The following is a 14257-nucleotide window of genomic DNA, read 5'->3' as shown; positions in this document are numbered from 1 at the left end:
CACCGGTCATTCACTTGACCTGTCGAGCGTTCGGCGTCTAAATAGAAATATATTGTCACTGCTGAATAAATATTCAAATACAGCTTTGCACACTTTTACCCCGCGTGGTCAGCCTCAAAGGAGCCGCTGCATGAATGCCTTCCAGTACGACGCCCACCAGATCAAAGAACAGGCCCGCCTGATCCGGCGCCATGTGATCCGCCTGAATGCCGACTCACCGGCCGGCGGCCACACCGGGGCCGATCTCTCGGAAACCGATATTCTTGCCACCCTGTATTTCCGCATTCTCAATACCGGGCCGGAACGCACTGAAGACCCTGAGCGCGATATCTATATCCAGAGCAAGGGCCACGGTGTCGGTGGTTTGTATTGCTGCCTGGCGCAGGCGGGCTACATCCCCGTCGACTGGCTGCCCACCTACCAGCACTTCAACTCCCACCTGCCGGGTCACCCGGTGCGGCAGAAAACCCCTGGCATCGAACTGAACACCGGCGCCCTCGGGCACGGCCTGCCGGTGGCGGTGGGGCTGGCGCTGGCGGCGAAGATGTCCGGCAGCAAAAAACGCATCTATGTGCTGACCGGCGACGGTGAATTGGCTGAAGGCTCCAACTGGGAAGCGGCGATGGCGGCGGCCAAATACGGCCTGGATAACCTGTTCGTGATCGTCGACAAGAACAAGCTGCAACTGGCGGGCCTGACGGCGGACATCATGCCGCTGGACCCGCTGGACGTGAAATGGGCGGCCTTCGGTTTTCGTGTCAGCGAGTGCGACGGTAACGACGCGGGCCAGTTGATCGAAGCCCTGGAAAGCATGCAGGCCAAGACCGGCGCGCCCCAGGTGCTGATCGCCCACACCATCAAAGGCAAGGGCGTGTCGTTTATCGAAGCCCGTCCCGAATGGCACCACCGCGTGCCCAAGGGTGATGAAATCAACGCGGCACTGGAGGAGTTGAATCATGGCGAGTGAACATCTGGCGAGCGTCATGGTGGAAGCCTTTATTGCCGCCGTCGATGCCGGGCTGGACGTGGTGCCGGTGGTCAGCGATTCCACCTCCACGGCCAAGATCGGGCCGTTTGTGCAGCGCTTTCCCGAGCGTCTGATCAATGTGGGGATTGCCGAGCAGTCGCTGGTCAGCGTCGCGGCGGGCCTTGCCCTGGGCGGCAAGATCGCTGCGACCTGCAACGCAGCGCCATTCCTGATTTCGCGGGCCAATGAGCAGATCAAAGTCGACGTCTGCTACAACCAGGCCAACGTGAAGATGTTCGGCCTGAATGCCGGTGCCAGTTACGGCCCGTTGGCCAGCACGCACCACAGCCTCGACGATATTTCGGTAATGCGCGGCTTTGGCAACGTGCAGATCTTTGCTCCGGCCGACGCGCTTGAATGCCGGCAGATCGTCGACTACGCGCTGCGCTACCACGGCCCGGTGTATATCCGGCTTGACGGCAAGGCGTTGCCGGACCTGCACACGGGCGACTATCAATTTGCCCCAGGGCAGGTGGATATCCTGCGCCAGGGCGCGGACGTGAGCATCGTCGCCCTGGGCTCGGTGGTGCATGAAGCGCTGGATGCGGCACGGGTGCTGGCGGAGCAGGGTATCCAGGCGCAGGTGATCAACCTGTCGTCGATCCGGCCATTGCAGCGTGACGTGTTGCTCAGCGCCCTGCGAGGCACGCGGGCGGTCATCACGGTCGAAGAGCACAACATCAACGGTGGCGTCGGCAGCCTGGTGGCCGAAGTGCTGGCCGAAGCCGGGCTGGGGATTGCCCTGGTGCGCCTGGGCATCGGCGATGGTGAATATGCCGCCGCCGGCGCTCGCGAACCGACCCGCGCCTTGCATAACATCGACGCGGCTGGGATTGTGGCGGCTGCCACTCGGTTGCGGTGAATGCGATGACAGACAATACGCCGCTGATCCTGGCGATAGATGAAGGCACCAGCAACGCCAAGGCGGTGCTGGTCAACGAGCGCGGACAGGTGATTGCGCGGGGCTCGCGGCCGCTGAGCATTACCCATCCGCAGCCGGGGTTTTCCGAGCAGGACCCGCTGCTGATCTGGCACAGCACCCTGGCCGCCATTGAGGAGTGCCTGGCCCAGGTGGACCGGCCGATCACCGCGCTGGCCATCAGCAACCAGCGAGAATCGGTGGTGGCCTGGGACCGGCATACCGGCGAAGCGCTGTCGCCGTGCATCAGTTGGCAATGCCGGCGCTCCACCGCGTTGTGTGCCCAGTTGCATGAGCAGGGGCACGAAGCGCTGATCCTGGAAAAAACCGGGTTGGCCTTGGACCCGATGTTCTCGGCCGGCAAGTTCCGTTGGATTCTCGACCACCTTGAGGATGGCCACGCACGCGCCGCTGCCGGTGATATCTGCCTGGGCACGGTGGACAGCTGGTTGCTGTGGAAACTCAGCGGCGGCCAGGCGTTCGCCACCGACTACTCGAATGCCGCCCGCACGCAACTGTTCAACCTGCACACCTGTGCCTGGGACCCGGCGCTGCTGGCGCTGTTCAAGATTCCATTGGCCGCATTGGCCCCCATCCAGCCCAGTGCAGGCTTTTTTGCCGAAACCGTTGCGGCGGGCGGGTTGCCCGCCGGCATCCCGGTAATGTCGATGATTGGCGACTCCCACGCTGCGCTGTACGGGCAGGGCGGCTTTGCGCCGGGGCTGGTGAAAGCGACACTGGGTACAGGGTCGTCGTTGATGACGCCCATGGGCGGCCCGATTGCCTCGACTCACGGCTTGTCCACCACCCTGGCCTGGCACGACGGTGGTCAACCGACGTTCGGCATGGAAGGCAACATCGTCCATACCGGCGCCGCCGTGCAGTGGGCCTCGCGCCTGGTGGCGGGGGAATCCCTCGATGCCCTGACCGAGCAGGCGGCGCAACTGTCGGATAACGGCGGCGTGTATTTCGTGCCGGCGTTGTCCGGGCTGGGCGCGCCCCACTGGAAGGCCGATGCACGGGGTCTGATCTGTGGGCTGACCGAGGCCACCTCCGGTGCGCATATCCTGCGGGCGTCGCTGGAGTCCATCGGTTATCAGATTCGCGATGTGTTCGAGGCCATGCAGCAGGACATCGGCAGCCCGTTGAAAGAGCTGTGGGTGGACGGCGGTGCGACGCGCAACCGTTGGCTGATGCAGTTCCTCGCCAACCTGCTGCAACGCCCGGTGGTGCGCAGCCTGTCACCCGAAGTCTCGGCATTGGGCGCGGCGCACCTGGCGGGGAGGGCGTCGGGGGTGTGGGCGAGCGATGCAGCGCTGGGGGCGCTGGAGCGGCAGCGGGAGCGGCAGCGGGAGCGGTTTGAGCCGCAGGATGATCCCGCGATGGCGGGGCGTTACAGCGAATGGAAAAAGGCCCTGGCCCGCACCCTGTTGTGACCATCGTGATCCAAATCTGTGGCGAGCGGGCTTGCCCCGCGTCGGGCTGCGAAGCAGCCCCCACACCAGCGGCCGAAGAGTGCCTGACTCACCGCATTCCTCCTTCCAGGGTCGCTTCGCAACCCAACGCGGGGCAAGCCCGCTCGCCACAGTTGCAGTATTCCCTGTTACGCCCTCAAGGTTTCCAGGTCTGTACATCCTTGGCATCCACCGCCTTGGGCAATAACCCCGCCTTGAAGAACGCATCGGCGATTTTTTGCTGTTCGCCCAACTGATCGAGCGTCACCGGCTGCACCAGGTAGCTGCGGTGCGCATTGGCTGCTTCCACCGTCGCTACATCCAGGTTGCCCCACAACGGCCCCAGTACCTTGGCTGCATCCTGGGGGTGGGTTTTCACCCACTGCCCGGCTTTTTCCAACTGCTCGTACACCACCCTCAATACTTCCGGGTGCGCCTTGGCGTACGGCGTACCGGTCAGGTAGTAACGCTTGTAGCTGGCCAGCCCTGCGCCGTCCGCCAGGGTGCGTGTGGGCAATTGGCGCTGCACGCTGGTCAGGAAGGGTTCCCAGGTAACCCAGGCGTCCACCTTGTTGTTCTCGAACGCCGCGCGACCGTCGGCGGGTGACAGGTAGGCCGGTTCGATATCCGAAAAGGCCAGCCCCGCCTTGGCCAGTGCGGCGATCAGCAAGTAGTGGGTGCCAGCGGCCTTGGTCACGGCGATCTTCTTGCCCTTGAGGTCCGCCAGGTTCTGGATCGGCGAGTCCTTGCGTACCACGATGGCCTGGGCGGCGGGCGAGGGCGCTTCCTGGGCGAAGTAGGTGAGTTTGGCCTGGGCCGCCTGGGCGAAGATCGGCACGGTGTCGGCCACGTCGGCGCTGATATCCACATTGCCCACGTTCAGTGCTTCGAGCAGCGGCAGGCCGCTGGGGAACTCGTGCCAGCTCACGTCGATGTTGTCGGCCTTGAGGGCTTTTTCCAGGGTGCCCTGGGTTTTCAGCAGGGTGATCAGGGTCGAGGACTTCTGGTAACCGATGCGTACGGTTTCCTGGGCCTGCGCGCTGATGGCGACGGACAGAGCCAGCAAGCCGAGGAGTGCGGCGAAGGGGTGACGTAGGGACATGGCGAGCTCGATCTGCGACGAAATAGGCCTGAGCTTAAAGTTCTAAAAACTATTCGTTAAATACTCTTTCGATCTGAGCTTAGGACGCTTTTCCCTGCCGCCTATGAATTGGGCATAACCATAGAATTATAAGATTCTTTCATCATTGCTCATCGTTAATATAATCGAACAAGCTTTATTGCCAGGCCTGACGCGGTTTTTTGGCATAAGCAGCGCCCTTCATTTCTTCCTCGCCAAGGCCTCCCATGACGTTCAAAAAACTAATCGTCGCCGCCAGCCTGCTGTTCGCCGCCACGGCGGCCCAGGCCGAGCAAACCCTGGATATCAGCTACCAGCGCTCATCCACCCTGTGGATCCTGCTCAAGCAAAATGGCCAGTTGGAACAGCGCCTCAAGCCCCTGGGCTTCACGGTGAACTGGCATGAATTCAGCACCGGCCTGCTCAGCTCGCTGAATGCCGGCAGCGTCGACCTGCACGCCGATGTGGCTGACGCTTTCGCGCTGTTTACCCAGGCCGCCGATGCACCGCTGACCTATTACGCCCAGGAAAACGCATCGCCGGGCGCCCAGGCGATCATCGTTCAGGACTCGTCGCCGATCCACAGCATCGCCGACCTCAAGGGCAAGACCGTTGCCGTGTCCAAGGGCTCGGGCAGCAACTACCTGCTGATCTCGGCGTTGAAAAAGGCCGGGCTGACCCTGGCCGATATCACCCCGCGTTACCTGGAAGCCCCGGATGGCGGCGCGGCCTTCGCTAATGGCAGTGTCGACGCGTGGGTGATCTGGGACCCGTTCTTCGCCACCCAACAGTTGGATCACCATGTGCGGGTAATCGCCGACGGCAAGGACGGCCTGGCCGACTACAACCGTTTCTATCTGGCGACGACGACGTTCGCCAAGGCCCACCCGGACGTGTTGCAGGTGACCTTCGACACCCTGCGCGAGACCGGCCAATGGGTGAAGGCCCATCCCAAGGAAGCCGCCGCCATCCTTGGCCCGCTGTGGGGCAATATCGCCCCGGCCACGGTCGAGCGCGCCAATAGCCGCCGCAGCTACGACATCATCCCGGTCAAGCTGGACAACCTCGCCGAGCAACAGCGCATCGCCGACACCTATTACGCCGCCAAGCTGATTCCCAAGCCGTTGCAGGTCAGCGCCATTACCGTGTGGACGCCCAAGCCATGAGCCGCCAGATCCATTTATCCGCGTTCCTGTTGAGTGGGCCCGTGGTGCACAGCCACGCGGTGTGGCGCCACCCGGAAACCGTCGGCAATTACCTCGACCCCGAGTACTACGCGCGGGTCGCCAAGGTGGTGGAAGAGGGGCTGTTCGACTTCCTGTTCTTCGCCGACCGCCTGGCCGTGGGCGACCAGATGGGCGGCTCGCGCGAGTTGGCCTTGCGCTACGGCGCCCAGGACGCCACGCGTCTGGACCCGTTGCCGATCCTGTCTTACCTGGTCGGCAAGACCAGCAGGCTGGGCCTGGGCGCAACGCGGTCCACCACCTATTACGAACCGGCGCACATCGCCCGTGAATTCGCCACCCTCGACCACCTGTCCAGGGGCCGCGCGGCGTGGAACATCGTCACCTCGATGAACGACAGCGAGGGTCGCCTGTTCGGCAAGGACAAGCACCTGGAGCACGACCTGCGCTACGACCGCGCCGATGAGTTTGTTGAAGTTGCGCTGAAACTGTGGAACAGCTGGGGCAAGGACGCGCTGAAACTGAACCGCGAAAGCGGCGTGCTGGCAGACCCTGGATTGATCCGTTCGGTGCAGCACCAGGGCGAGTGGTTCAGGGTCGAAGGCCCGCTGAATATCCCGCGCACGCCCCAGGGCCGACCGGTACTGATCCAGGCCGGCTCTTCCGGGCGTGGTCGGCGCTTCGGTGCGCGTTGGGCCGAGGCGATCTTCACTATCCATCCGCACTTGGCGGCCATGCGTGCATTCCGCGATGACGTGCGTGCCCAGGTGGTGCAGCAGGGGCGCGACGCCGACAGCTGCAAAGTGCTGACGGCGGTGATGCCGTTCATGGGCGGCAGCGAGGCGGAGGCCCGCGCCAAGCGCGATCGGCACAATGCGCTGGCCCGTCCGGAACTGGGGCTGGTGACACTGGCCTCGCAGTTGAATGTGGACCTGTCGCCATTCCCGCTTTCGGCGACACTGGCCGAGATCGCCCAGTCGCCACTGATCCACCCGGCTGCGGCGGAAAAGCTATTGATGCAAGGCCCGCAAACCACCCTGGAACAACTCGGGCGCATCTTCGCCAGCAGCGTGCGCGTGCCGCAATTGGTGGGTACCGGCGCGCAGATTGCCGATCAACTGGCCGAGCTGTTCGAGCAGGGCGGTTGCGACGGGTTTGTGATCTCTCCGGGGTATTTGCCGGGCTCGTTCACGGAGTTTGTCGAGAGCGTGATTCCGCATTTGCAGCGCAAGGGGCTGTTCCGCACCGCGTATGAAGGGGCGACGTTGCGTGAGCATTTGGGCTTGGCTGATCTGGACAGTTGACTGTGTGGCGAGCAGGCCTGCAGGTCCGGGTAGCCAGCCCCTTCAGTTCAGCGCAATCGTCGCCGGGGCCAGCGAGCTCAATGCCCCGGCGCGGTCCGCCAGGTAACGCGCCGGCGGCTGGCCTACCGTCTTGCGGAACATGGTGATAAAACCGCTGGCGTTCTCATAGCCCAGGTCCAGGGCCACGCGTTGCACGCTCTCACCCCTGGCCAGGCGTTGCAGCGACAGGATTACATGCAACTGCCGGCGCCAACGGCCAAAACTCAGGCCCAGTTCCTCCAGCAGCAGGCGCGTCATGCTGCGTTCGCTCATGCCGATGCGCACCGCCCATTGACCGAGTGTGGACTTGTCCGCCGGTTCAGCCAGCAGGCTGTCGGCCAGGCGACGCAGGCGCGGATCTTGTGGCATGGGCAGGTGCAGGGCTTCAACAGGCGCGACGGCCAATTCATCCAGCAAGGTACTGATCAAACGGCCCTGGGCGCCGTGCTCGTCATACAGTTGCGGGAAACTCACCGCCTTGCTGATCAGCTCATGCAACAGGGCCGACACCGCCAGCGTGCAGCATTGCCGGGGCAGGGCGCAGGCGGCATCGGGGTCGATCAGCAGGCAATAGACTTCCGCAGCGCCAGCCCCCCGTGCCGCGTGAGGCGTTCCGCCGGGAATCCACAGCGCGCATTGCGGCGGCACGATCCAGATACCGGCCTCAATCTCGCAATGGATGACCCCGCGCAAGGTGTACATCAGTTGGCCTTTGCGATGGGCATGCTGGGTATGTTCCCAGGTATCCGACGTGGCGGTGGCCCCTACGGCCACTACGGCGCGGGGGAATACGTCGGCGTCTCTGGACAGTGACGGATCGTGCATTTCCAGGCGATGGTGTTTCATGACAAGGGATCGCAGGTTGGCTGAATTGCGAAACAGTCTGGCTATTCTGTGCAATGCCGTCCAGCGGCTTGAACCTTATAGTGAGATAAATTCTCAACAAGGAGCTCGGCCATGCGACTCGACAGTTCAACATTCCCGGTGGTGAAAATCGTCTTTGATGCGCCCAATGAAGGTGGGCCGGAGGATGCCTTCGCCGTGTTCGAAAGCCTGCTGGCCCGGCAGCAACCGTTCCTGCTGCTGCACGAAAAATCCGTGGACGAGAACAATCACCAACACTCCCATGAGGAGCGCAAGCAAGCGTCGATCTGGATGAAGAAAAACAAACAGGCGCTGCATACCTACGTCAAAGGCATGATCCAGGTCGAGCCCAGTGCCGCGCAGCGCCTGGCGCTCAAGCCGTTTGCCGCGATGTTCAGCAAGGCCTGGGGTTATCCGTTGCTGGTGGTGGAATCCCGTGACCGGGCCTGGGCACTGGCGCGGGATGTGCTGGATGAGCGGGTGTCGGATGTGGCGCACTTTTGAACGCACGCAACATCGAGCTGTGGCGAGGGAGTCCCCACTCCCTCTGTGGCGAGCGGGCTTGCCCCGCGTTGGGGGGCGAAGCGCCCCTGATCAAGCTTGACCTGCGTGTTTCAGGTATCCTCCGCGCCCCGCTTACCACCGATTCAAAGACAGATGACTGGACAAGACATGCAGGCGCTGCTGGAGTCGATCCTCGACGAAGTGCGCCCCCTGATCGGCCTCGGCAAAGTTGCCGATTACATCCCGGCATTGGCCGATGTGCCTGCCAACCAATTGGGCATCGCCGTGTACGGCAACGACGGCTCGGCCTACTGCGCCGGTGACGCCGACACGCTGTTCTCGGTGCAGAGCATTTCCAAGGTGTTCAGCCTGGTGCAGGCCATCGACCACGGTGGCGAAACCATCTGGGAACGCCTGGGCCATGAGCCTTCGGGGCAGCCATTCAACTCCATGGTGCAGCTGGAATTCGAACGTGGCCGCCCGCGTAATCCGTTCATCAACGCCGGTGCGCTGGTGATCTGCGACATCAACCAATCGCGCTTCGCCGTGCCGATCTTGTCAATGCGCGATTTCGTCCGGCGCCTGTCGGGCAACCCGCAGATCCTGGTCAACAGCGTCGTCGCCGAATCCGAGGCTCAGCACGGTGCCCGCAACGCCGCCATGGCCTACCTGATGAAATCCTTTGGCAACTTCCACAACGACGTGGACGCGGTGCTGCACAGCTATTTCAACTACTGCGCCTTGCAGATGAGCTGCCTGGACTTGGCCAAGGCATTCAGCTTCCTGGCCAATGAAGGCACGAGTGCCCACAGCGGCGAACAGATTTTAACGGCGCGCCAGACCAAGCAGGTCAACTCGATCATGGCCACCAGCGGGCTGTACGACGAGGCAGGCAATTTTGCCTATCGCGTGGGGTTGCCGGGCAAGAGCGGGGTGGGCGGCGGGATTGTCGCGGTGGTGCCGGGGCAATTTACGGTGTGCGTGTGGTCGCCGGAGTTGAATACGGCGGGGAACTCGCTGGCGGGGATGAAGGCGTTGGAATTGTTGAGTGAGCGGATTGGGTGGTCGGTGTTTTGAGGGTGCGCCCCGTTCATGGGAGCGATCGCCGTTGGCGATTGAGAGTATTAATCGCTTTACGCGTGCAATAGGTTCTCCCAGAAAAGGAGATCCAGTGTGGGAGCTGGCTTGCCTGCGATGGCGGTACATCAGCCAGCACATCCAGCGGCTGACACACCGCTGTCGCGGGCAAGCCCACTCTCACATGGGGAGTGGTGTGAGTGAGGGCTCTGTTCAGCTCACATTGAGCCGATCCAGCAAGCTGTACCACGCCACCCCGGCCCCTATGTAAAACCGCTGCAACCCATGCATCGGCAAGCGCTGCAACGGCGTTACCGGGTAGGCGAACTCCGCCGTGCTGTCGCACAACCGCCCCGCCAATTGCTGCCCCAGGCTGGTACACAGTGCGATGCCACGGCCATTGCAGCCCAGTGCCAACGTCAACCCTGGCGCGGGCTGGTGCACATGGGGCATGAAGTCCCGCGTGATCGCAATACGGCCCGCCCAGCGATATTCGAATTCCAGTGGCCCCAATTGCGGAAACAGCAGCGCCAGCGAGCGTTCCAGGTGGGCGAAATCCGTGGGTGACGTGGGGTCGTTGAACAGCCCGCGTCCGCCCATCAGCAAGCGGCCATGGCTGTCTTTGCGAAAGTACAGCAGCAGCCGTTGTGCGGTGGAGACGGTTTCCTGCCCCGGCAAGATGCTGTCCGCCGCTTGCCCGCTCAAGGGTTTGGTGGCGACAATAAAACTGTTCGCCGCCAGGATGCTCTGCGCCATGCCCGGCCACAGGTTGCCGCTGTAGCCGTTGGTGGCCAACACCACTTGATCGGCCGTGACCTGCGCACCGCCAGCCGTCTGCAATTGCCAGCCGCAACCCTGGCGCTGCAACCCGGTCACCGCGCTCTGCCCATGGATCCGCACACCCGCCACCAACGCCGCGCCCACCAGCCCACGGGCATAGGCCAAAGGCTGAATCGCCCCGGCGCGACCGTCCAGCCAGCCACCGGCAAACGCCTCACTGCCCATGCGCGAAGCCACCGCTGCGGCATCCAGCCGCTGCACGGGTACACCGCGCCTGGCCCATTGATCTGCCCGTGCGTGCAGCCCGGCGACGCCTTTTTCGCTGTACGACACTTGCATCCAGCCTTTGCGTACCGGCGCGCAATCGATGCCGTGTTTTTCGATCAGCTTGAACACCAGGTCGGCCGAGTTCGATACAGTCGAGATCAACGGTTCGGCGCGCTCCGCTCCGTACATCTGCACCAGTTGCTGCGGGTCGTATTTGAGCGTCGGGTTGACTTGCCCACCGTTGCGTCCGGATGCGCCCCAGCCCGGCTCGTTGGCCTCCAGTACGCACACGCTGACGCCGCGCTCGGCCAAATGCAGCGCCGTCGACAAGCCGGTATACCCGGCGCCGACAATCGCCACGTCCACCTTCACCGACTCGCTCAACGCAGGCGTCGGCACCACTGAGGGCGCAGTCGCTGACCACAATGACTTCATGACAGGCTCCGCGTGTTGCCGGTGGGGTGCAGCACGCGCCGCAGGAAGTCCTGGGTCCGCGCATGCTGCGGGTTGCCCAGCACCTGTTCGGCCGGCCCGCTTTCGACGATGTAGCCGCCATGCAGGAAGCACACGCGGTCGGCCACTTCGCGGGCAAAGCCCATTTCGTGAGTGACGACGATCATGGTCATGCCCTCATCGGCGAGGGTGCGCATCACCGCCAGCACATCACCGACCAGTTCAGGGTCGAGGGCCGAGGTGGGCTCATCGAACAGCATGGCTTCGGGTTTCATCGCCAGTGCACGGGCGATGGCCACGCGTTGTTGCTGGCCGCCGGAGAGCTGCTCCGGGTAGGCCTCGGCCTTGGCGCTCAGGCCGACTTTTTCCAGCAGCACCAGGGCTTCTTCGCGAGCCTGCCTGGGCGGGTCGCCTTTGACGTACACCGGGCCTTCCATCACGTTCTCCAGCACGGTGCGATGGGGGAACAGGTTGAAGCGCTGGAACACCATGCCCATGCGGCTGCGCAGGGCGTGCACGCTCTTGCTGCCGCGCTGCACGGTTTCGCCGAACACGTTGATGTGGCCGCCGTCGTAGGCTTCCAGCGCGTTGATGCAGCGCAGCAAGGTGGATTTTCCCGAACCCGAGGGGCCGATCAGGCACACCACTTCGCCCTTGGCCACGTCGAGGTCGACGCCATGCAGCACGCGGTGGCTGCCGTAGTGTTTTTGCAGTTGGCGAATCTCGATCATGCTTTTTTCCTCCGGCCCAGGTGCTGTTCCATGCGGCGCAGGCCATACACCAGCGGCAGGCTCATCAGCAGGTAGAGCAGGGCGACCAGGGTGTAGACGGTCATGTTCTGGAAGGTCGACGAGGCAATCAGTTGGCCCTGGCGGGTCATCTCCGCGACGGTGATGGTGGACACCAGCGACGAGTCCTTGAGCATCATTACCAACGTGTTGCCGTACGGCGGCAGGGCGATGCGAAACGCTTGCGGCAGGATCACCCGGCGCATCATCAGCGCCGAGCGCATGCCCAGTGCTTCGGCGGCTTCACGCTGGCCCTGTTCGACGGCAATGATGCCCGTGCGGAAGTTCTCGGCCTGGTACGCCGAGTAGGCGATGCCCATGCCGATCACGCCCGCGTAGAACGCGGTGAGGTGCACGCCCATGTCCGGCAGCACGAAGTAGATGTAGAACAACTGCACGATGATCGGCAGCCCACGGATCACATTGATGATGGTGCTCGCCGCCCACGACAGTGCACGGATCGGCGACAGCTTGAGTAACGCCAGCACCAGGCCGATGGCACTGCTGAGCAGGAACGACAGCACGGTGATCTGGATCGTCACCCACGCGCCTTGCAGCAGAATCGGCAAAAAGTCCTGGGCGTTCTGCAGGAACTCCGCCGGTTTCATGGGCGCACCTGGGTATCCAGGCCCCACTTCTTGAGAATGCTGTCAAGGGTGCCGTCTGCCTTGATGCTGGCAATGGCGGTGTTCAGGCGCTCCAGGGTTTGCGCGTCCCCCTTGCGCACCACCAGGCACACCTGGCCGACGTTGGTGGGCTTGTGGTCAGGGGCGAGTTTCACGCCTTTGAACAACTTCTGGCGGATCTGGTAGGCGACCACCGGCTGGTCACCCACGGCGGCCTTGATGCGGCCCAGGGACAGGTCGCGGACCATCTCGCCGATGGAGTCGTAGGTGCGGATTTCCTTGAAGATGCCGAGCTTGTTCAACTGGTCATAGAAGACGGTGCCGGCCTGTACGCCGACCACTTGGTCCTTGAGAGGCATGAGGTCGGGGTAGGCGGTGTTGTCGTCGGCGTTGATGATCAGGCCTTCGCCGTAGGCGTACACCGGGGCGCTGAAGTCGACGACCTTGGTGCGCTCTTCGGTCTTGAGCATGCCGGCGGAAATAAAATCCAACTTGCCGGAGGTGAGAGAGGGGATCAGCGCAGCGAAGTTGGTCTGCTCGATCTGGCTGGTAAAGCCGCCAGCCTTGCCCACGGCCTCGGCCACATCGACCATCACGCCCTGGATGCTGTTGCTCTTGATGTCGAGAAAGGTAAACGGCGAACCACTGGCCGTTGCACCGACTTTGTACGAGGACGCACTTTCTGCGTGCACCGCGGTGACGCACAGCGTGGCGCAAAGACCGAAGGCGAGGCGGCGAAACAAGGGCGAAAGACTGTTCATCGGGTTACTCCAGAAGGAAAACGGATAGTCAGTACCGCAAGCGGCTGCCGATGAAATCGCAAGCTCTGTGCCATTTCGATTGATTAGAATCGAATATCGCTATAGAAAATCGACAAAATGAACTGTTCGTATCGATATGCGATATTAATTGGTCTATTTCTGTGATTTAAGGTAGAAATATCACCACGCCTGATCGACCTGACCGCGAGTCCGCCATGTCCGAAGAACGCAACAGTCTGCACAACCAATCCCTGGAAAAAGGCCTGTCGGTTCTCAAGGCATTCAGTGCACAGCGCCGCAGCATGAGCCTTGCAGAGGTGGCCGAGGCCGCCGGCATGACCAAAAGCTCGGCCCAGCGCATGGTGTTTACCCTCGAAAGCCTGGGTTACCTTCGGAAACACTCCCGCACCCGGCATTACCAACTCACACCCCGGGTGCTGGAGTTGGGCTTCAGTTACCTGGATGCGCATTCGTTGATCGAGGTGGCGAATCCGTTTCTGTCGGAGTTGACCCGGCTGACCGGCGAGACCTCGTGCCTCACCGAGCCTGCGGGCTACGACATGACCTACATCGCACGGTTCGTCAGCGCGGGCTTTGTGCCGGTGCACATGCCGATCGGCTCGCGGGTACCGATGTACTGCACGGCGTCGGGGCGGGCGTATTTGAGCGCGTTGCCGCAGGAGGAAGCGCTGGTGTTGATCGAGAACAGTCAGCGTATTGCCCACACCAGCCAGACGCTGACTGAAGTCGACGAAATCATGGCGTCGTTGCAGCAGGTGCGTGAGCAGGGCTATGCGGTCAACGGCCAGGAACTGTTCCTGGGCGACATGACCATCGGCGCGCCGGTACTGGGTGCCAATGGTCGACCGGTGGCGGCGGTGCATGTGGTGGCGCCGACCAGCCGCTGGACTCGGGCGGATGCAGAGAAACAGTTGGCGCCGGCGCTTCTGCAATGCTCAAGGGCACTGAGCAACTCGGCCCGTAACCTGGAATAACAGACACCCTGAAACCCAATGTGGGAGGGGGCTTGCCCCCGATTGCAGTGGGTCAGTCAATACAGCTGTGACTGATCCACCGCTATCGGGGGCAA

The 14257-nt window shown here is 62.8% G+C and carries 14 protein-coding genes; 8 read left to right on the top strand and 6 right to left on the bottom strand.

Features of this window, described 5'->3' with window-relative positions; all coding sequences use genetic code 11:
* Nucleotides 1-130 precede the first annotated feature (130 nt).
* The 3 genes from BM110_RS05800 to BM110_RS05790 are packed head-to-tail and all read left to right on the top strand — an operon-like array spanning nt 131 to nt 3382.
* A complete protein-coding gene (locus BM110_RS05800; protein WP_092245221.1) occupies nt 131-967 on the top strand; it encodes a transketolase in 837 nt (278 codons plus the stop codon).
* Nucleotides 957-1889: a transketolase family protein gene (locus BM110_RS05795; RefSeq protein ID WP_092245224.1), complete on the top strand. Its 933-nt coding sequence runs from the start codon at nt 957-959 to the stop codon at nt 1887-1889. Before BM110_RS05800 ends, BM110_RS05795 begins: the two co-directional genes overlap by 11 nt.
* Nucleotides 1890-1894: 5 nt before the next feature.
* Nucleotides 1895-3382, top strand: coding sequence for an FGGY family carbohydrate kinase (locus BM110_RS05790; RefSeq protein WP_093512718.1), 1488 nt, complete (start codon nt 1895-1897; stop codon nt 3380-3382).
* Between the two features lie 175 nt (nt 3383-3557).
* Here the strand turns inward: BM110_RS05790 and BM110_RS05785 are convergent, their stop codons facing one another.
* Entirely contained in the window at nt 3558-4502 is a 945-nt protein-coding gene (locus BM110_RS05785; RefSeq protein ID WP_071491766.1) for an aliphatic sulfonate ABC transporter substrate-binding protein, read from the bottom strand.
* 245 nt (nt 4503-4747) lie between these two features.
* On the opposite strand from BM110_RS05785, the gene BM110_RS05780 reads away from it, so the two are divergent.
* Complete coding sequence (locus BM110_RS05780; RefSeq protein ID WP_093123661.1) at nt 4748-5686, top strand: aliphatic sulfonate ABC transporter substrate-binding protein; 939 nt, start codon at nt 4748-4750, stop codon at nt 5684-5686.
* Nucleotides 5683-7008 (top strand): LLM class flavin-dependent oxidoreductase, encoded by a 1326-nt coding sequence (locus BM110_RS05775; RefSeq protein WP_071491764.1) that lies wholly within the window; start codon nt 5683-5685, stop codon nt 7006-7008. The genes BM110_RS05780 and BM110_RS05775 overlap by 4 nt, the downstream gene beginning before the upstream one ends.
* A gap of 42 nt (nt 7009-7050) precedes the next feature.
* On the opposite strand, the gene BM110_RS05770 is transcribed toward BM110_RS05775, so the two are convergent.
* On the bottom strand, nt 7051-7893 hold the full coding sequence (locus BM110_RS05770) for an AraC family transcriptional regulator (RefSeq protein WP_093512716.1): 843 nt from the start codon (nt 7891-7893) through the stop codon (nt 7051-7053).
* A 111-nt stretch (nt 7894-8004) separates the two neighbouring features.
* On the opposite strand from BM110_RS05770, the gene BM110_RS05765 reads away from it, so the two are divergent.
* Both BM110_RS05765 and glsB read left to right on the top strand, forming a co-directional pair.
* On the top strand, nt 8005-8415 hold the full coding sequence (locus tag BM110_RS05765; RefSeq protein ID WP_093512714.1) for a hypothetical protein: 411 nt from the start codon (nt 8005-8007) through the stop codon (nt 8413-8415).
* Nucleotides 8416-8583: 168 nt separating this feature from the next.
* A complete protein-coding gene (gene glsB, locus BM110_RS05760; RefSeq protein WP_071491761.1) occupies nt 8584-9492 on the top strand; it encodes a glutaminase B in 909 nt (302 codons plus the stop codon).
* A gap of 213 nt (nt 9493-9705) precedes the next feature.
* On the opposite strand, the gene BM110_RS05755 is transcribed toward glsB, so the two are convergent.
* The 4 genes from BM110_RS05755 to BM110_RS05740 are packed head-to-tail and all read right to left on the bottom strand — an operon-like array spanning nt 9706 to nt 13167.
* Entirely contained in the window at nt 9706-10974 is a 1269-nt protein-coding gene (locus BM110_RS05755; RefSeq protein WP_092245242.1) for an NAD(P)/FAD-dependent oxidoreductase, read from the bottom strand.
* Complete coding sequence (locus BM110_RS05750; RefSeq protein WP_093512712.1) at nt 10971-11723, bottom strand: amino acid ABC transporter ATP-binding protein; 753 nt, start codon at nt 11721-11723, stop codon at nt 10971-10973. The genes BM110_RS05755 and BM110_RS05750 overlap by 4 nt, the downstream gene beginning before the upstream one ends.
* A complete protein-coding gene (locus BM110_RS05745; protein ID WP_092245245.1) occupies nt 11720-12388 on the bottom strand; it encodes an amino acid ABC transporter permease in 669 nt (222 codons plus the stop codon). The genes BM110_RS05750 and BM110_RS05745 overlap by 4 nt, the downstream gene beginning before the upstream one ends.
* Nucleotides 12385-13167: an ABC transporter substrate-binding protein gene (locus tag BM110_RS05740; protein ID WP_093512710.1), complete on the bottom strand. Its 783-nt coding sequence runs from the start codon at nt 13165-13167 to the stop codon at nt 12385-12387. Before BM110_RS05740 ends, BM110_RS05745 begins: the two co-directional genes overlap by 4 nt.
* A 215-nt stretch (nt 13168-13382) precedes the next feature.
* On the opposite strand from BM110_RS05740, the gene BM110_RS05735 reads away from it, so the two are divergent.
* Entirely contained in the window at nt 13383-14162 is a 780-nt protein-coding gene (locus BM110_RS05735) for an IclR family transcriptional regulator (RefSeq protein ID WP_093512708.1), read from the top strand.
* The last annotated feature ends 95 nt before the right edge of the window (nt 14163-14257 follow it).

The organism is Pseudomonas sp. NFPP28 (assembly GCF_900115535.1).
Classification (GTDB): Bacteria; Pseudomonadota; Gammaproteobacteria; order Pseudomonadales; family Pseudomonadaceae; genus Aquipseudomonas; species Aquipseudomonas extremorientalis.
Note: the sequence above shows the minus strand (reverse complement) of the source record. Positions and strands in the feature narration are given on the sequence as shown.